We start from the raw sequence: 16,874 nt of genomic DNA, 5'->3' as shown, positions 1-16,874 counted from the left end.
GTGGAATCCATGGGGCTTGTGGAGCGCCCGTTGCGTTGAGAGGCGCACGGCGGGTGCGGGAAGCGGTCCGGAGAGACGGCCCAGTCGAGAGGCTGGGACCGCGCTCCGGGCCGACTTCACGGCCTTGCCCTGGATGATCCCGGCTTCGACCACTCCGTCCTCTGCGAGTTCCACGACCGGATGGCCCCGGACGACCGCGCGGACCGATTGCTCGCCTTGATGGTCGACCGCTTGGCCACGGCGGGCCTGGTCAAGCGGCATGGGCGGATGCGGGTGATGCGGATCTCTTCGGCGGTTTGATGGAACTCCTCCAGCTGTGCGGAGAGCTCCGCGATCCGCTCCTTGGCTGCCTCGGTCTGCGCGGCGATCTGCTGTTCCCGTTCCTCCAGCCGTGCCAGCAACGCACCGAGGGTGAGCTGGTCGCCGGTCATGCGGTGTGCCAGGACGGCGCGGTTGCCCCGGTCAGCCGACGCAGTATCACCGCGGTCATCGCCCAGTACACCCGCGATTCGGAGGTGCGGGGCTGGTGCTCGTAGTCGCGCACCAACCGGCGGTGCAGTATCAAGATCCCGTAGGCGCGCTCCACGATCCACCGCTTGGGGATCGGAACGAACCCGGTCTGCGCGGGGTTGCGCTCCACGATCTCCAACTTGATGCCCACCTTCTGCCCGTGCGCGACGACGGCGTTCTTGAAGCCCCGGTCGACCAGGGCTTTCTCGACGGTGTCGGTTTCGGCGGCGACCTTGTCCAGCAGCGTGATGCCGACGGTGTTCTCATGCGCCGACGCGGCCACCACGACCACCGCGATCACCAGACCCAGGACGTCAACGGCCAGGCCGCGCTTGCGGCCCGAGACTTTTTTGGCCGCATCACGCCCCGTCGAGTGTGCGGGCACCCCGGCCGCGGCGTGCACGCTCTGGGTGTCGAGCACCACCAGGCTCGGGTCCGCCTTGCGGCGCGCCTTCTCCCGCACCTGTCAGCGCAGCAGGTCGTGGATGGTCTGGTCGGTGCCGTCGTCGCGCCAGGTGTAGAAGTAGTACCTCACCGCGCCGGACGGCGGGAAGTCGTGCGGGAGCAGGTCCCACTGGCAGCCGGTGCGGCCCTGGTAGAGCAGCGCGTTGACGATCTCCCGCATCGTGTACCGGCCCTGATGGCCGCTGACCGAGGGATGCGCGGCCTTCCATGCGGTGATCACCGGTTCCACCAGCGCCCACTGCTCGTCGGACAGGTCGGTCTTGTAGGGCTTGCGCTCGCTCACGGCGACCAGCCCAGCACGCTCATTGCCGCCGACCGGCCGAAATGCCGTCCTGCCACGTTCAGGCGACGACAAAATTACATATGTAGTCACATACTGCCCTTTCAGCCCGCGACCGTGCGCAGCGCGGACGACCTGCGCGAGGCTGTGCTCCGTTTCCGGTCGCAGGGCGGCTCGGCGCGTACATTCGCGGTGGAGGAGTTCCAGCAGGGGGACGAGTGGTTGGTCGACGGCGTGGTACACCACGGAGAGGTCCTCTTCTCGTCCGTCGCCGGGCATGTCCTGGCCTCACTCCACGGAGTCGGCGGGTGCCCTGGCATCCGTTGTGTCCAGGGCCGGCCGAGTCCTGCGGGTGTCGACGGCACGGGCGACCGCCGGCTGGAGGAACGCGAGGGCCAGGCAGACGCCTGCCATGGTGGCCCACAGGGCGGTGACACCGGCTCGCTGAAGGAGTTCGGTGCCGGCGATCGGCGCGACGACCGCCGCAACGCCCCAGCTGAGGCCGTAGACCGCCATGTAGCGGCCGGAATGGTGCTCGGGGGCCAGCTCCGCCACGATGGCGTAGGCGCGTCCGACGAGCACGAGGTCACCGGCGCTCCACACGATCGTCGAGACGACATAGGCCGGCAGACCGTGCGCACAGGCGTATCCGATCAGGCCGAGGGTCATGAGGCCGTATCCCAGGGCGAACGCCACTGACATCGGCAGCATGGCCACTCTGGCCGCGCGGACCAGCGGCTGACCGGCCACCAGGGTGACCGCCGACGCGGTGGAGAGGAGTCCGGCGTCGGTTGCCTGCAGGCCGCGGTCCACCAGGGCCAGCGGGAGCAGCATCATCACCTGCAGACAGACGACGGCCATGAGTGTTCCGCAGCCGAGCATGAGCAGCAGAGCGGGGTCACGCCAGGGAGAGAGGCGCCGCTGCGGCCCCTGCGCCGTCCGAGCCGGCGTCGGCCGGTTGGCCGGCAGCATCAGATGTACGACCGCTGCGCAGATCGAACAGGTCAGTGCGTCCACGACGAACATCCAACGGAGGTCCCATCGCCCCAGCGCCGCGGCGAGCAGCCCGGCCGCCATGCCGGCGGCGGCGAGGGCGGCGTTCAGCAGGCTGTAGGCCCGCACGCGTTCGTCGGATGCCACAAGGTCTGCGATCATCGCCTGACTCGGGGGCTCGTACAGCTCGAATGCCAGTCCCAGCAGAATGGCGAACACCATGACGACGACCAGGCTGTCGGCCCCTGCGATCCCCAGCTGTGCCAGGGCACACGCGGTCAGTCCCACAACGATGGTCCGGCGCTGCCCCAGGCGGTCTGCGAGGCGTCCGCCGACAAGCCGGGAGGGAATGGTGGCCAGGCCGAACGCCGCGGAGATGACGCCCGCGGTGGTGGCGTTCACTCCGAAGCGGGTCGTGATCAGGACGGTGAGGAAGCTCAGGGAGAAGGCTCCCAGCCGGTTGACCGCGCGTGCGGCGACGAGGAGGCGCACCTCGCGGGGCAGCGGCTGTCGGGTCTGCCAGATCGGCATACGAATCCCGTCTGTGACTGGTGAATAAGATAATGCAAGTGACGAGAAACTAGAACTCAAGAGGTGACTGGTCAAGTGATGTTCGACAGTCACGTGGCGACGCTGCTCAGTGTGACAGTGTCGCTCGTGAACGATTTGACGGACGGATCCCGCGGGGGCAAGCCGTATGTCGCGCCCGGGGACGAGCAGCTGATTTCCGCGGTCGCCCGGGTGCTGCCGTCCGTCTCGGATCCGCAGGAGATCGACCATGTGCAGGCCCTCAGCCTGGCGACCGCGGCCCAGCAGATGCGGCTCGTGTTCGTGGCGGTGGACGACGAGCGCCTCGACGACGCAGCCGAGGCCGTGAACGCACTGCTGCGCACCACGGGCACCCGCCCGCAGCTGGACCGTGTTCCAGGAGAACCGTGGCAGGTGCATTTCCACGGTTACGACGACTCCGACGCGGTGGGATGGAGCGCAGGGTGTGCCGCCGCTCTGGCCCTGGCCATCGGCAGTGATCTCGCCGGCCGCCTCGGGGTATGCGGTGCGCCGCGGTGCGACCGGGTATACGTCGACGGATCGCGGAACTCCGCACGCCAGTTCTGCTCCCTGGCATGTCAGAACCGCGTCAAGGCCGCGGCGTACCGTGCGCGCGGATCTCATTGACGACGGACGTCCGCCATCCCACCCAGGGGTCAGGACTGGCGTCCTCACCCCATTCCAAGTGCTGCCCCAAACACATTTCGCGCATTCGTTGTCGGCGTCTGCCGTGCCACCAGACCCGTGATGCCCACGTACGGCTCGCTACTCGACATCCCGGGGGCTCCACCCCCTCGTCAGCCATGCCCGAAAGGTAGCCACCTCATGACCACATCCACTTCCGCCACCCTTGACACACAGACCCTCCGGCAGGCTTACGGCCAGTTCCCCACCGGAGTCGTGGCGATTGCTGCACAAGTGGATGGTGAACCTCTCAGGCTCGCAGCGAGCACATTCGTGCCGGTGTCCCTCGATCCTCCGCTGGTCGCCTTCTGTATCCAGAACACGTCAGCGACCTGGCCTCGGCTCGCCGGTGCGGCCCGCCTCGGCGTCAGCGTGCTGGGAGCAGATCACAGTGGTGCCGCCCGTTCCCTGGGCAGCAAGGACAGCGACCGATTCGTCGGCCTTACGACCAAGACGACCTGCGAAGGCGCTCTGTTCATCGACGGCGCCACCGCCTGGCTGGACACCTGACAAGACACGGTGCCGGCCGGAGACCATGCGATCGTAATCCTGCGAGTGCACGGACTGACCGTCCGTCCGCAAGTGAGCCCGATCGGCTTCCATGCCAGCGCCTTCTGGAATTTGGTCGCAACACCCTGCTGAGCCGACTGTGAGTTCTTGGCTAAGAAGTACTGGATCCAGCACGTGGGGCTCGACTAGCGTCACGCCAGGACGCAGACGTCTCGTGTTCCCCCGCAGGTCAGGCCTCACTTTCTTCGATTTCATGGCGCAGGTCGTCCAAAGTGCGGCCGTCGGCCAGCCGCCAGGTGGTCCGGCCGTTCGCCTGGCTCTGCGTCACGGCGAACGCAGCCATCGACAGCGAGCGGAACCGGGGGGAGAGCCGGCCTTCCACCGACAGCGTGCCGTCCGCGTAGAGGGTCCCCGTCGCGGAACGGTTCGCGCGCGGCTGATGAAGGTGCGGGCGGGTTCCCGGCGCCAGGAGTCCACACGCAGCAGGGGCGCGAGGGGCTGGTGGGATCGGGCGCTTCCGCCGGCGTCACGGCAGAAGCACTGCCGACGTGCAGGGTCAACTCGACGGTGCCCTCCGCTCCGACCTCGGCCAGTTCGGAGAGCAGATCGCTCGGAAGGTGGAGTACGACGGTGGGCGTGGGGCCTCCACGACGGTGGGCATGGGGCCTCCGGTGGACCATGAACCGATCATCTGTACCCGATACACCTCGACCGCCCGCTAGCAGCACTACGAACTCCGGGAAAGACCTGTCTCGGCCGCCCGCCGGGCCACAGAATGTGTCGGTGATCGACGCGCGTTTCTTCAACGATGAGCCCTTTGTCAGCGAGGCCGAAGCTCCCGATCTGCTCGGGCACCAGCAATACGCGCAGCACGCGGTAAACCTGCTGGAGCGAGTGCGGGCCCAGACGGAGAGCGGGGTGCTGGCTTTGATCGGCCCGTGGGGGTCGGGAAAGTCGACGGTCCTGGGCTACCACCTGGTCAAGGAGCTGAATCCCGACGCCCTCGCCATCGGCAGTCGATCCTTGAACTAGTCCTGGCCGTCCAGCGGATGCCCGCTAGCCAAAACCGGACGCTGCCGGAGTTCTGCCGCCTCGCAGAAGACAGCAGCCATCGCGTTCGTGCTTGGGTCCCCGTAGCCCTGGGACGTTTCCACGCCACGGAGTCTGGCGATCTCGCCACCGCGGCTGTGTTCGACCGACTCCAAATGGACCCGGCCCGATAGGTCCGCGAACAGCTGAATATCGCACGGCAGACGGTCACGTCGCCTGCTTGGCCGGAAGGTGCCGCGTGGTGGCCTTGGCGGGGCAGGGACAGCACGACCGTCCCGGCCCCGCCAGTGGCTGGGGCCCCGGCATCGGTGATCGCTTGCTGCGGACGTTCGGGGCAAGACACCAGGGACGCAACCGGCGCGAGGATTTGTGCCGCTATCTCAACCATCGCCTGTTGCTGCAGCTGTAGCTTGTGCTGCGTTCCCTGATCGGACGCGCTGTGCTCGAGGTATGGGAAGAGGCGTTCTCTTCGCTGTGTGCGACTGCCGCCGACGACGAGCCACCCTTGTTCCAGCGCCCTCGACCAAATTCCGCAGAGGGTTACCCTGGGCAGGCCGGGTTAATGCCCCCCGCCGAAGGAGTGGCGTGGGCCGTCGTCTCAACCGAGCGAACCCGCTCGCCTTGCGCCTCTAAAGGCCATCAACGCACTGTGCTGCCTGGCGTCCATCGCAGCTCCCCGGAGTCCGGACACACGTTCCAGGACGCAAGGAGGCCTGCCCTCGCCAGCTGGTCGAGTACGTCCGGCAGAGCAAACGGATCCAGACCGCAGTCGCGAGCCATCCGGTCCACCTCAGTGAGCCCTCTACCGGCCCCGGGGGGCGTGTACGCCGCGAGGCATACGGCGGCCAGTTGCGGGAGCGGTCCGCCTGCGGCGACGCGGGCAGTTCGAGCCGCACGCAGGGCCCAGTCGGCGGCCCGCCTGCGGTCGGGGCGGGCCGGGGACTGCGTGAGCAGCGCGGCGTCGAACAGCCGGGCAGCTACTGTCGCGGTGTCGACCTCCGGCGTTTCCGGGATTCTGCTCAGCCACCGCGCCCGCTCCAGCTCCTGCCACGGCTCTGAGTAGTGGCCCAGACGAAGTCCGCGCAGGATCCCTGTCGGAAGTTGAACGTTCGCTGCGGCGTCCATCCGCAAGGCGCACTGCAACGCGAGGAGCCGGGCGGCCGCTCCCGTGTCGGCCGGCAAGGCGGCGGCGAGATAACTGAGCATCTCCCGCACCCGGGTCTGTTCGCCGGGCCCACGAGGCTGCCGTCCGCGTCCACGGCGCAAAGCTGCGGATGGCCACGGCGCAGCCGCCGACAGGATCGTGTCGGGTACGACGGCGGACTGATCCGTGGCCGCGGCGCAGGCGGTGCAGGAATCGGCGAGCCGCCAGACCCGCCCTCCTCGTTCACGGGCCAGGAGCAGCCGGATAGGGCCGGCACAGCCACGGTGGCGGGGATGCCAGCAGCAGCCGCGTTCGTGGCACTGGCACGTGCGCATGTGCACCGGGAGCACATCGCCGCGAGCGTGCCGGGCAAGGTGAGCCAAGGCCGCCGAGCGTGCGGACGCAGCGGCAAGGGGGCTGCCGTTCTGGGGACAGTGCTGGCATACGAGTACCTGCCCACCCGCCTGCGGACGCAGTTCCACGATCCAGGTGCGCCGCACCGCGGGACACCTTGTGCGCAGCCTCATCGGGCCCTTGCTCCTCCCATCGTGTGTTTTCGCGCCGACGCCCTCCAAAGGGTGGGGCGACAGCACACGGTAGTGCAGACATCTGCCCTTCCGCTCTCACCCCCACCTGCAGAAATAGGGCAGAGGTCCGCACTGACAGGGCAGGGGTCTGCACCGTCGGATGGTGGGGTGACGATCTTGCCGCCCGACCCGGACCTTGACGCGCTGCGCCTGGAGCTCGCGCGCCTGCGGGCGGCACGGGGGTGGACCTACGACGAACTCGCCGCCCGCACCGGCCTGGCGAGACGCACACTCATCGAGATCGAGCAGGGCCGCACGGTCGGGACCCTGAAGACCTGGCACGCTCTCGCCCATGCGCTGGACACCCCACTCGACGTGCTCTTCGCCAACCTGTGCCGCGGACATGAGCCGCCCGGGCAGACCAACGACTGACCCCCGCCGGAGCGCTCTTCGTTGACCACCCGAAACGGGGACCACGATGCGAACGCGTGAGCGCCTGCCCGTACGCCAGTCGCACTCGATGCGGCCGACCGAGGGACATCACGGCGCCGACGCACCGGGTTCGGCGTGTTGGCTGACAGGTTCGCCCGCATGCGCTCCACACCCCCACCCCCCGGACGCCGCTGGGACGGCAGCCTCACCACCGTCCATCCACGGCGCTCCCTGCGCGTCGCCCCTGATGGCGTCAGCCGGCTGCTGCGCTGCGGCCAGACCGGCCAATGCCCCGACTGCGGCAACCGGATCGAGTGGTACCACCGGACCAACCGTCAGCCCGTCCGCCTTCACCCCCACGAGCTGCCGACCGCGCGCGTGCCCGCCGCCTGTCGCTGGCACGTCAGCTCCGGCGTCGCCTATCCGGCAGGCGACGGCACGAGCTGGTGCCGCCTGCCGCACGCGGTGGTGTGCCCTGCCCGCGACGCCTCACCAGTAATGCCCGAGCTGGTCGCGCTCCGCCGCGCCCTGGCCCTCAACACCCGCCGTCTGCTCGACACCGGCGCCTTCACCCCGCCCGGTGCGCCCTCCGCTGCCGATGCAGGGGCTTCGACCGTCTGCCGCCCTGCCCGCCCCGTCGTGCAGCTCCTCTACATCCGCTACCTCGCCGCCCGTCCCGTCGATGAGATCCAGTGCGTCGCTCAGGCCCGACGGCGCCATCGCTGCAGCAATCCGTTGCTCACTCCCGATGCCCCTAGCGGCACCTGGGCCCTGCTGCCCGCCACTCGGGCGCACGGCCAACTCGCCCTGCCCACGGAGGTCATGGCCGTGTACGACCTTTCCGGCCTGCCGTACGCGGAGCAGTTGCGCTGGCGAGCCCAGCGCTGCCCGCAGCACGCTGTCGCGCCTTCGGCTGCGGACATGACGGTCCCCGACTGGGAATCCTTCGACCCCCTCGTTCACCAGGCACACATCCACACCCGGCTGCCGACACGCGTCCGGCGCCCGGGTCCTACCGCTCGATCCCGCAAAAGGCCCTGGAGATGACAGCGCACCACGCGATCGAGATCGTCCTGACGCGACCCGCCACCGTGGAAGAACTCCCCCGTGCCCACAGCGCCGCGCGGCTGGCCGCCAACACCGACCGCACCCGGTTGCTGGCACTGCAACGGGCCAAGAGTCCAGGCCGTGCACTGCGGGCACTTCGCCGCCAGCTTGACGCGCTGTTGCCCATCGACGTCCTGACCAGCCACTACCCGGACCAGTACGGTCAGGTCCTGCTGAACCTCACCCTCAGCAACACGGCCCGCACCGCCATCCGCCGGGCCGCAGCCACCCGAGGCCAACGCCCCCAGGACTTCCTCAGCCACAGCGTGGCCGCGGCCGTCGCCCGTCACGAACAACAACGCCGTCGACACCTGACGGCCCAACTCGAAGGACTGCTCGTTCACCACTCCCCTGAAGAAGTGCTGACGTGCGCGGCCGACGCCCTTCTCGGCCATCGCCACCACCGCGTACCGACGAAGCGATAGCCCTCCGCAGAGGCTCCCCCGCGGAGCCACCGCGAACGCCAAGCCACTCATCAACCCTTCTGCGGAGCCCTTGTTGCCCACTCCAACTGATGAACAGGTCGAGGCCGCCGACATTTTCCACGCAGGGCACCATCTCGTCCTGCAAGCTGGCGCCGGCACCGGCAAGACCACGACCCTCGTCCAGCTGGCCGAAGGAACCAAGCGGCGCGGCCGCTACCTCGCCTTCAACAAGGACATCGCCTCCGACGCTTCTACCCGATTCCCGCGTGCCGTGCTGTGCAAGACCGCCCACGCGACGGCATACGCCGCTCTCGGCCACCGCTACGTCCGCCGCCTGAACAGCCCACGCCAACCCGGCTGGAAAATCGGCCAGGCCCTCGGCATCACCCGGTCCATTCGTATCGACGACCGCGAAGTCGGGCACAGGACGCTGTCCAACACGGCGCTGCGCACGGTCTCCCGCTTCTGTCACTCCGCCGACCGCACCCTGGCCCGACACCACGTACCACCCCTACGCGGCCTGGGAACGCGGACCCAGCATGCCCAACTTGCGGAGGAGATCTTGCCGTTCGCCGCCAAGGCATGGGCCGACCTGCACAACCCCGATGACGGCATCGTCCGCTTCGAGCACGACCACTATCTGAAGATGTGGGCCCTGACAAAACCGAGGATCGACGCGGACTTCCTCTTCCTCGACGAAGCCCAGGACACAAACCCGGTCCTGGAGCAGGTCTTCGCCTCACAGCGCGACCATGCCCAACTCGTCATGGTCGGCGACTCCGCCCAGGCCATCTACGGCTGGCGCGGTGCCCGCGACGTGATGACCGGTTTCGACGCCACGCACCTCACGCTGACCCAGTCGTTCCGCTTCGGCCCTCTCCTCGCCGAGCAGGCCAACCGTTGGCTCGAACTCGCTGATGCCCCCATTCGCCTGACTGGCAGCCAGACCATCCCCACCAAAGTTGGCGACATCGCCCACCCTGACGCGGTCCTCTGTCGTACGAACATCGGCGCCATGACCGAGGTCATGAACCTGCTCGCCGGAGGTAACCGCGTCGCTCTGACCCGCGGAGGACACACATTGCAGGCGCTGGCGCTCGCAGCCCGCCACCTCAAGGAAGGCCGCCGTACCAGCCACCCAGAACTGGTCTTGTTCTCTTCGTGGGGCGAACTGCAGGACTACGCCGCTTACGATCCCGCTGGTGGTGACCTCCAGCCCTTCGTCGACCTTGTCGACACTCACGGGCCCGACGCCATCCTCTCCGCGGTCGACGAGCTCACCGACGAAGAGCACGCCGACGTCACCGTCTCCACGGCCCACAAGGCCAAAGGCCGCGAATGGTCCGCTGTCAAAATCGCCGACGACTTTCCCCCGCCCAAGGACACCGAGCAACACGACGCCCAGGGCCGCCCGATCCCGGAACCGGTCAATGACACCGACGCCCGCCTGGCCTACGTCGCCGTCACCCGCGCCCGTCACCAGCTCGACCTCGGCGGCCTGTCGTGGATCGACACGTACCCCGTCCCACTGGCTATGGCATGACCCTCGGTTGGCATGGTGCACGTGCGATGGCGCTCGGTGCAGGCGCCCCAACTTCCCAAGGATTGCGGCCCAGCGTTCTGGCTCGATGAATTCGGCCCGCTCCCCGAACACTTTGCGACGTCGCTCGTAGTTGATCGGGGAGCCTTCGTGATCGAGGACGTCCGCCAGCAGGATGACGGCGCGCAAGATTTCGACGCCGGCCTCGTGTGTGTGAAGTGTCCCCAGCGTGCGGGACAAGGTCTTCACTGGAATGCTGTTGCCTAGGAGGTTCAGCACCTGGGGCAGGTTGATCCATGCTCCGACCTGCAGCGGACTCACCGCGAGGGCCTGTTGGTCTGTGCTCCAGCGCAGGTTCCCACAACTGGTGCGCGGCATCATCCGCAAGGTCCAGGTGTCCCACAAACTTACCGGTGTCTTCTGCGCCCGAGCTCTCGGCAGTTGTAGTCCCCTGGCCGACGGCTGGGGGCGTCCCGTAGTGGTTCGGTAGTACAGTCGCACAGCCCGCCGTCCTTGGCTTCGGTGCACGGCTCCCAGAACGATGGCAACAAGGTCGGGCGAGACCTCCGAACTCCACTTCTCGATGTCGCAGTGTGCAACGCCCCTTCCTTTCGCTTCCAGCCGACCGGTGCGCCACGCAATGCGATCGCACAACCACGTGATCGCCACCTGCAGCAAGAGACGCGAGAAGCACTGCGCCCCCCCGGGGCGCCAGCCGGAGGCTCCACGCAAAGATCACTGCCGCGCCTCTCGATAAGCGCAGGTCAGCGCCACTCTCATTTCCAATGTCCCAAAATCGCACTAGTACGATGTTCCTCGAACTGATAGTGCGCAGGTCAGAGGCCTTGTCAACTCTCATTTTCAGCGGCGGCCCTCAACGGCGCGCGCCGGATGCGGGAGTTCACCGGGTGGCCGGCCCGCACCACCTCCCGCTCGCGTTCACACCCGGCTCCCGGACGCCGTGTCGGCGGACAGCCGCTGGGCCGCGTAGATCGGGAGCACGGAGAGCAGGACGAGCACCGCCGCCACGACGTTCACGACCGGTGCCTGCTGGGGCCGCGTCATGTTGTTGAAGATCCAGATCGGCAGGGTCTCGATGCCGGGCCCGGCCGTGAACGTCGTCACCACGATCTCGTCGAAGGAGAGCGCGAAGGCGAGCAGTCCGCCCGCCAGCAGGGCCGAGCGCACCAGCGGGAAGGTGACGTCGACGAAGGCCCGGAAGGTGTCCGCGCCCAGATCCATCGCCGCTTCCTCGTACGAGCCCGAGGTACGACGAAGCCTCGCGACGACGTTGTTGAAGACGACCACGATGCAGAAGGTGGCGTGACCGACGATCACGGTGAACAGACCGAGACCGACGCCGAGTGGCTCGAGTACCGTACTGAACGCCGAGTTGAGCGCGATGCCCGTGACGATGCCGGGCAGCGCGATCGGCAGGACGACCACGAACGAGATGGCGTCGCGGCCGAAGAACCGGTGCCGGGCCACGGCGAAGGCGATCAGCGTGCCCAGCACCAGGGCGATGGCCGTGGCGCCGAGGCCCGCCTTCACCGAGACCCAGAGCGCCGCGCGGGCACCCTCGTTCTCCCAGGCGACCGACCACCAGCGGAAGGTGAGTCCGGACGGCGGCCAGCTCGCGCTGCGGTCCGGGTTGAAGGAGTTGACCAGGACCAGCGCGAGCGGGACGTAGATGAACGCGAAGCCGACCCCGGCGGCGACGCGGAGCGCGATGCGCGCGGAACGGGAGAGTTGCACGGCGGGCTCCTCAGAGACTGCTCAAGGCGCCCGTGCGGCGCATCGCGAGCAGGTAGAGCACGATGACGACGACGGGGACCGTGCCGAGCGCGGCGGCCATGGGCAGGTTCAGTTCGATGTTGGAGTAGACGAGGTTGCCGATCAGCTGGGTCTTGCCGCCGACGATCTGCACGGTGATGTAGTCCCCGAGGCTGAGCGAGAAGGTGAAGACCGAGCCGGCCGCCACGGACGGCAGCACCATCGGGACCACGACCGAGCGGAAGGTGCGTCCGGCGCGGGCGCCCAGGTCCGCCGAGGCGTCGAGCAGGTTGGCGGGCAGCTGCTCCAGTGCCGTGTGGATCGGCAGGATCATGTACGGCAGCCAGAGGTAGGTCAGCGCGATGACCGCCGCGAACAGTCCGAACCCCGGCCCGCTGAGCCCGAAGGGCTTCAACGTCCAGTCGGCGAAGCCTCCCTGGGAGAGGATCAGCCGCCAGGCGTACACCTTGACGAGGTAACTCGCCCACAGCGGCGTGAGAATGGCGACCACGAGCAACGGCCGCCACTTGGGCTTGGCGACGCGGGCCGTGTAGAAGGCGACCGGGAAGGCGATCACCGCGGACAGAGCGGTGACGGCGAGCGCCACACCGATGCTGCGCAGGATCACCTGGCGGAAGACAGGCGTCGTGAACAGGGCATGGAAGTTGTCGGTCGACCAGACCTTCACGACCTCGGAGGTGAAGGAGTTGGTCGTCCAGAACGCCGAGACGAACAGCACGGCCAGCGAGCCGAGGTAGAGCACGGCCAGCCACAGCAGCGGCGCGGTGAGCAGCAGGGACAGCCTGAGCCGCGGCCGGCGGTGCAGGGTCCCGGCGAGCCGCCGGACGGGGGACCGTCCGGCGGCCTGCGCGGTGGAGGTCATGGTTGTCTCTCAGCCCTTGATCTCGGTCCAGGCCTGGACCCACTTCGCGTACGGCACGCACTTCACGTCGGTGCGGCCGTCCAGGCACTGCTCGATGGGCGTGTTCCAGAAGGCGATGTTCTTCCAGTAGCTCTCGTCGGCGGCGTGGAAGGTGTCGCAGAAGGACTTGTCGCTGGTCTCGGTGCACGCCTTGGAGTTGGCCGGGGCCTCACCGAAGTACTCTGCGACCTGGGCGTTCACCTTCGGCGAGATGATCCAGTCCATCCATTTGTAGGCGCAGTTGGGGTGCTTGGCCTTGGCGGAGATCATCCAGGTGTCCGACCAGCCCGTGGAGCCTTCCTTGGGCACGAAGGCCTTCACCTTGGCGCCCTCGTCCTGCGCGAGGTTGGCGATGACCTGCCAGGTGGTGCCGACCACGGAGTCACCACTCTTGAAGGCGGAGATCTCCTTGAGGTAGTCGCTCCAGTACTCCCCCACGTTCCCGCTCTGCTTCTTCAGCAGCGCGACGGCCGCGTCGAACTGCTTCTGGTCCAGCGCGTAGGGGTTCTTGATCTTCAACTCCGGCTTGGTCGCCTTCAGATACAGCGCCGCGTCGGCGATGTAGATCGGCGAGTCGTACGCCGTCACGTGCCCCTTGTGCTTCGGGGCGTCGTCGAAGACCGCGGACCAGGAGGTGGGGGCGGGCGTGACCTTCTGCGTGTTGTACATCAGCAGGTTGGCGCCGCGGCCGTGCGGGATGCCGTACATCTTGCCGTCGACGGAGTTCCAGGCACCGTTCTTCAGGCCGCTGAAGACGTCCTTGTAGTTCGGCACGAGGCTGGTGTTGACCGGGGCCGCGTCGCCGGAGGCTATGAGGCGCAGGGACGCGTCGCCGGACGCGGAGACGGCGTCGTACTGGCCGGTCTTCATCAGCTTGACCATCTCGTCGGAGCTGGCGGCGACCTTGGAGTTGACCTGACAGCCGGTCTGCATCTCGAAGTCGCTCACCCAGTCGACCTTGGGGTCGTTGGAGCCGTCCTCGACATACCCGGCCCAGGCGACCAGGTTGACCTGTCCCTCGGTCTTGCCCAGCTTCGACTGCGCCTTGAGGTCGGGGGGGTTGAGGCCGGTGGCCGAGGAGGCGCCCGAGTCGGACGACCCGCAGGCGGTCGCGGCGAGGAGCACCGCGACGGCGGTGAACGAGAGAAGAGAGGTGCGGAGGGTTCGGTTGGGGCGCACGACGTACTCCATACGTGATGGGGGACTGAGCGTGGGGGTCGTCAGCGGGGGGCGGGGACCTTGAAGCTGTGACGGTGGTGCCACCGGAGCCGGACCCGGGTGCCGCGATAGGCGGCGACGTCCTCGGAGGAGGTCTCCAGGTTCTGCTGGAGCGCGGTCAGCCGTCCGCCCGCGTCGAGGTCCACCAGGAAACGGGTGGCGTCGCCGAGATAGACGACCTCGACGACGGTTCCCGTGGCGGTCGAGTGCTCCGGCTCGTCGGCCTCGGCGGACTCCTTGAGGACCCGGATCTTCTCGGGCCTGATGCTGTAGGTGCCCGAGGCGCCCACCACCTGCTGCGCGGAGTCGCCTTCGAGCAGGTTGGAGGTGCCGACGAAGCCCGCGACGAAGGGGGTGGCGGGGCGTTCGTAGATCTCGGCCGGCGTGCCGACCTGCTCGATACGGCCCTGGTTGAAGACGGCGATGCGGTCGCTCATCGTCAGGGCCTCCTCCTGGTCGTGGGTGACGAAGACGAAGGTGATGCCGACCTCGCGCTGGATCGCCTTGAGTTCGACCTGCATCTGCTCGCGCAGCTTGAGGTCGAGGGCGCCGAGCGGCTCGTCGAGGAGCAGCACCCGGGGGCGCCCGACGAGGGCGCGGGCGAGTGCGACGCGCTGACGCTGACCGCCGGAGAGCTGGGAGGGGCGGCGGGCCCCGAAGCCTTCGAGGCGTACGTCCGCGAGCGCTTCGCGGGCCTGTTGGAGCCGCTCGGCCTTGGGCACCTTGCGGACCTTGAGGCCGTACGCGACGTTCTGCTCGACGGTCATGTGCGGGAACAGCGCGTAGTCCTGGAAGACGGTGTGCACGTCCCGCTCGAAGGGGGCCAGCCCGGTGACCTCCTGGCCCGCCAGTTCGATCCGGCCCGCGGTCGGGCTCTCGAAGCCGGCGATCATCCGCAGGACGGTCGTCTTGCCCGAGCCGGACGGGCCGAGCATCGAGAAGAACTCACCGTCGGCGATGTCCAAGTCCACTCCGGCCACGGCGGTCGTCTCACCGAACGCCTTCCGCAGGCCCTGGAGCCGGATCGCTGTTGCCTCCATGGGCGGGAACCTTTCTGGTGCACTGGCGCGTTGACCGGAAAGATATGAAGTCATAGTTCAAAGCTCAAGACCCCCTTAGAGTAAAGGTTGAGTCAACGCACAAGGTGGTGGCCGTGAAGCAGTACGTGAACAACAGCGCCGAGGGTGCCCGTAGAGCCGTCTTCGCCCCCGTGGACAACCGCGCCCGGGTGGACGCGGTCATCCGCAGGCTCAGCGACGCCATCGAGCTCGGCCTGCTCGCCGACGGGGAGCAGCTGCCCGGCGAGATGGAGCTGGCCGGCCAGCTCGGCGTGTCCACGGTCACCCTGCGCGAGGCGCTGATGGCGCTGCGCCAGCAAGGGCTGGTCACCACCCGCAGGGGGCGCGGCGGCGGCAGCTTCGTCTCCCTCCCCGAGGTCCCCGGCGAGGAGCGGCTCAGGGTGCGGCTGGCCGGCTGGAGCACGGAGGAGCTGCGCGATCTGGGCGACCACTGGGCCGCCCTGTCGGGCGCGGCCGCCCAGCTGGCAGCGGAGCGCACGGAGCCGGGCGACCTGCAGCAATTGCGGCGCACACTGGATGAGTTGGCGTCCGCCGAGGACGCCGCGGCGTGCAGCCGGGTCTACGGCCGGTTTCATGTCGAGCTCGCCGCGGCGGCCCAGTCCGCCCGGCTGACCCGCGAGCAGGTCGCGCTCCAGACGGAAGTGGGGGCACTGTTGTGTCTCGTGCTCGGGGACGACGCATATCGTGAAGAAGTCGCAGACCGTCACCGCTCCGTAATCTCGGCCGTGCAAGATGGGGCCCACGCATCGGCCAGAGCGCTGGCCGAGCGGTGCGTCCAGGCCTCGACGGCACGGCTCATCGCCCTCCGCCTCGCGATGCCGCGCGCCGCGTCCGGTCCCCGTCCGCTGGAGGGCACCCATGAGCAGGAGCCCCGGTCCGGCCGGCGCCACGGCGACGCTTGACGCGACACCGGAGGCGGCCGTCGCCGCCCAGGTCCGCTCCACCCTCGAGGCCGTGTTCGAGGCGGTGGCCGAGACACGCGCCGACACCGCGGCCCGGCTCACCGGGGTCGCCGCGCAGGGCCGTCGCCCCGCGACCGTCGACCTGGCCGCGCTGCGCCCGGGGATTCATCTCCGGCTCGCCCGGCAGGAGTTGGTGTCGGGCGTCGGGTTCGTCGCCGCGCCGGGACTGCTGAGCGACGTACCGGCGTGGCTGGAGTGGTGGCAGACCGGCTCCGACGGAGACGTACGGCCGCTGCTGCTCGACCTCGACCCCGCGCACTCCGCGTACTCCGACTACACGCACTGGGACTGGTTCGCCCTCCCCCGTGACACCGGGCAGCGGGCGGTCGCCGGCCCCTATGTGGACTACCTCTGCTCCGACGAGTACAGCCTGACGCTGTCCGCACCCGTGCAGGTGGAGGGCCGGTTCGTGGGGGTCGCCGCGGCCGACGTGTATCTGCGGCACTTCGAGGCCGCGGTCGTGCCGCTGCTCCAACAACTGCCCGGGGCCGCCCATCTGGTGAACGCGCGCGGTCGGGTGGCCGCGTCCGCCGATCCGGCACATCTGGCCGGATCGCTCACCAAGGGCCCGGACTTCGGGGCCGTACTGGCAGGGGCGCGGACCGCGCGCCACGACGGGATGCGGCTGATCCCGTGCGACGGAGTGCCCCTTGTGCTCGTTGTACTGGACCCCTGAGCGGGCCCACACCCCGGACCGCCGAGCG

General features: G+C 68.5%; 17 protein-coding genes and 1 pseudogene. 10 read left to right on the top strand and 8 right to left on the bottom strand.

Annotated elements, in window-relative coordinates; genetic code table 11:
• Positions 1 to 116: 116 nt before the first annotated feature.
• The 3 genes and pseudogenes from FNV62_RS42475 to FNV62_RS42465 form a co-directional block, all read right to left on the bottom strand.
• Positions 117 to 431, bottom strand: a complete 315-nt coding sequence (locus FNV62_RS42475) for a hypothetical protein (protein ID WP_143603596.1) — start codon at positions 429 to 431, stop codon at positions 117 to 119.
• A pseudogene (locus FNV62_RS42470) lies at positions 428 to 1,258 on the bottom strand (IS5 family transposase). The gene FNV62_RS42475 and the pseudogene FNV62_RS42470 overlap by 4 nt, the downstream one beginning before the upstream one ends.
• Positions 1,259 to 1,543: 285 nt before the next feature.
• Positions 1,544 to 2,779 carry an MFS transporter gene (locus FNV62_RS42465; RefSeq protein WP_225900579.1) on the bottom strand — a complete coding sequence of 412 codons (1,236 nt, stop codon included), beginning with the start codon at positions 2,777 to 2,779 and terminating at the stop codon, positions 1,544 to 1,546.
• A 126-nt stretch (positions 2,780 to 2,905) separates the two neighbouring features.
• Between FNV62_RS42465 and FNV62_RS42460 the strand changes: the two genes are divergently transcribed.
• The 3 genes from FNV62_RS42460 to FNV62_RS42450 all read left to right on the top strand — a co-directional run bounded on the left by FNV62_RS42460 (position 2,906) and on the right by FNV62_RS42450 (position 5,023).
• Entirely contained in the window at positions 2,906 to 3,424 is a 519-nt protein-coding gene (locus FNV62_RS42460; RefSeq protein WP_225900578.1) for a CGNR zinc finger domain-containing protein, read from the top strand.
• Positions 3,425 to 3,622: 198 nt separating this feature from the next.
• Positions 3,623 to 3,991, top strand: a complete 369-nt coding sequence (locus FNV62_RS42455) for a flavin reductase family protein (RefSeq protein ID WP_225900577.1) — start codon at positions 3,623 to 3,625, stop codon at positions 3,989 to 3,991.
• Positions 3,992 to 4,774: 783 nt separating this feature from the next.
• Positions 4,775 to 5,023 carry a hypothetical protein gene (locus FNV62_RS42450; protein WP_225900576.1) on the top strand — a complete coding sequence of 83 codons (249 nt, stop codon included), beginning with the start codon at positions 4,775 to 4,777 and terminating at the stop codon, positions 5,021 to 5,023.
• Between the two features lie 657 nt (positions 5,024 to 5,680).
• On the opposite strand, the gene FNV62_RS57690 is transcribed toward FNV62_RS42450, so the two are convergent.
• Entirely contained in the window at positions 5,681 to 6,247 is a 567-nt protein-coding gene (locus tag FNV62_RS57690; RefSeq protein ID WP_309171810.1) for a hypothetical protein, read from the bottom strand.
• A 633-nt stretch (positions 6,248 to 6,880) separates the two neighbouring features.
• Here FNV62_RS57690 and FNV62_RS42440 point away from each other — a divergent pair.
• The 5 genes from FNV62_RS42440 (at position 6,881) to FNV62_RS42420 (ending at position 10,483) form a co-directional block, all read left to right on the top strand.
• Entirely contained in the window at positions 6,881 to 7,144 is a 264-nt protein-coding gene (locus FNV62_RS42440) for a helix-turn-helix transcriptional regulator (protein ID WP_143603593.1), read from the top strand.
• A 159-nt stretch (positions 7,145 to 7,303) separates the two neighbouring features.
• Complete coding sequence (locus FNV62_RS42435; protein WP_143603592.1) at positions 7,304 to 8,191, top strand: DUF6083 domain-containing protein; 888 nt, start codon at positions 7,304 to 7,306, stop codon at positions 8,189 to 8,191.
• Positions 8,188 to 8,676 carry a hypothetical protein gene (locus FNV62_RS42430; protein ID WP_143603591.1) on the top strand — a complete coding sequence of 163 codons (489 nt, stop codon included), beginning with the start codon at positions 8,188 to 8,190 and terminating at the stop codon, positions 8,674 to 8,676. Before FNV62_RS42435 ends, FNV62_RS42430 begins: the two co-directional genes overlap by 4 nt.
• 73 nt (positions 8,677 to 8,749) lie before the next feature.
• The gene (locus FNV62_RS42425; RefSeq protein ID WP_143603590.1) at positions 8,750 to 10,219 is read left to right on the top strand and encodes a UvrD-helicase domain-containing protein; all 1,470 of its coding nucleotides are present in this window, start codon (positions 8,750 to 8,752) and stop codon (positions 10,217 to 10,219) included.
• A 12-nt stretch (positions 10,220 to 10,231) separates the two neighbouring features.
• Positions 10,232 to 10,483 carry a hypothetical protein gene (locus FNV62_RS42420; protein WP_143603589.1) on the top strand — a complete coding sequence of 84 codons (252 nt, stop codon included), beginning with the start codon at positions 10,232 to 10,234 and terminating at the stop codon, positions 10,481 to 10,483.
• Between the two features lie 672 nt (positions 10,484 to 11,155).
• On the opposite strand, the gene FNV62_RS42415 is transcribed toward FNV62_RS42420, so the two are convergent.
• From FNV62_RS42415 to FNV62_RS42400, 4 genes are read right to left on the bottom strand one after another with little or no spacing between them, the layout of a single operon-like run.
• Entirely contained in the window at positions 11,156 to 11,971 is an 816-nt protein-coding gene (locus tag FNV62_RS42415; protein WP_097287214.1) for an ABC transporter permease, read from the bottom strand.
• A gap of 10 nt (positions 11,972 to 11,981) precedes the next feature.
• Positions 11,982 to 12,872 (bottom strand): ABC transporter permease, encoded by an 891-nt coding sequence (locus FNV62_RS42410; protein ID WP_143609980.1) that lies wholly within the window; start codon positions 12,870 to 12,872, stop codon positions 11,982 to 11,984.
• A 9-nt stretch (positions 12,873 to 12,881) separates the two neighbouring features.
• The gene (locus tag FNV62_RS42405) at positions 12,882 to 14,102 is read right to left on the bottom strand and encodes an ABC transporter substrate-binding protein (protein WP_179858355.1); all 1,221 of its coding nucleotides are present in this window, start codon (positions 14,100 to 14,102) and stop codon (positions 12,882 to 12,884) included.
• A 29-nt stretch (positions 14,103 to 14,131) separates the two neighbouring features.
• A complete protein-coding gene (locus FNV62_RS42400; protein ID WP_143603587.1) occupies positions 14,132 to 15,169 on the bottom strand; it encodes an ABC transporter ATP-binding protein in 1,038 nt (345 codons plus the stop codon).
• A 104-nt stretch (positions 15,170 to 15,273) separates the two neighbouring features.
• Between FNV62_RS42400 and FNV62_RS42395 the strand changes: the two genes are divergently transcribed.
• Both FNV62_RS42395 and FNV62_RS42390 read left to right on the top strand, forming a co-directional pair.
• Positions 15,274 to 16,110, top strand: coding sequence for a FadR/GntR family transcriptional regulator (locus FNV62_RS42395; RefSeq protein WP_375336806.1), 837 nt, complete (start codon positions 15,274 to 15,276; stop codon positions 16,108 to 16,110).
• A complete protein-coding gene (locus FNV62_RS42390; RefSeq protein ID WP_143609977.1) occupies positions 16,067 to 16,846 on the top strand; it encodes a hypothetical protein in 780 nt (259 codons plus the stop codon). Before FNV62_RS42395 ends, FNV62_RS42390 begins: the two co-directional genes overlap by 44 nt.
• The last annotated feature ends 28 nt before the right edge of the window (positions 16,847 to 16,874 follow it).

Source organism: Streptomyces sp. RLB3-17, assembly GCF_007113425.2.
GTDB classification, from domain to species: Bacteria; Actinomycetota; Actinomycetes; order Streptomycetales; family Streptomycetaceae; genus Streptomyces; species Streptomyces mirabilis_D.
The sequence above is the reverse complement of the archived record's forward strand: the minus strand, read 5'-3'. Positions and strand labels throughout refer to the sequence as shown.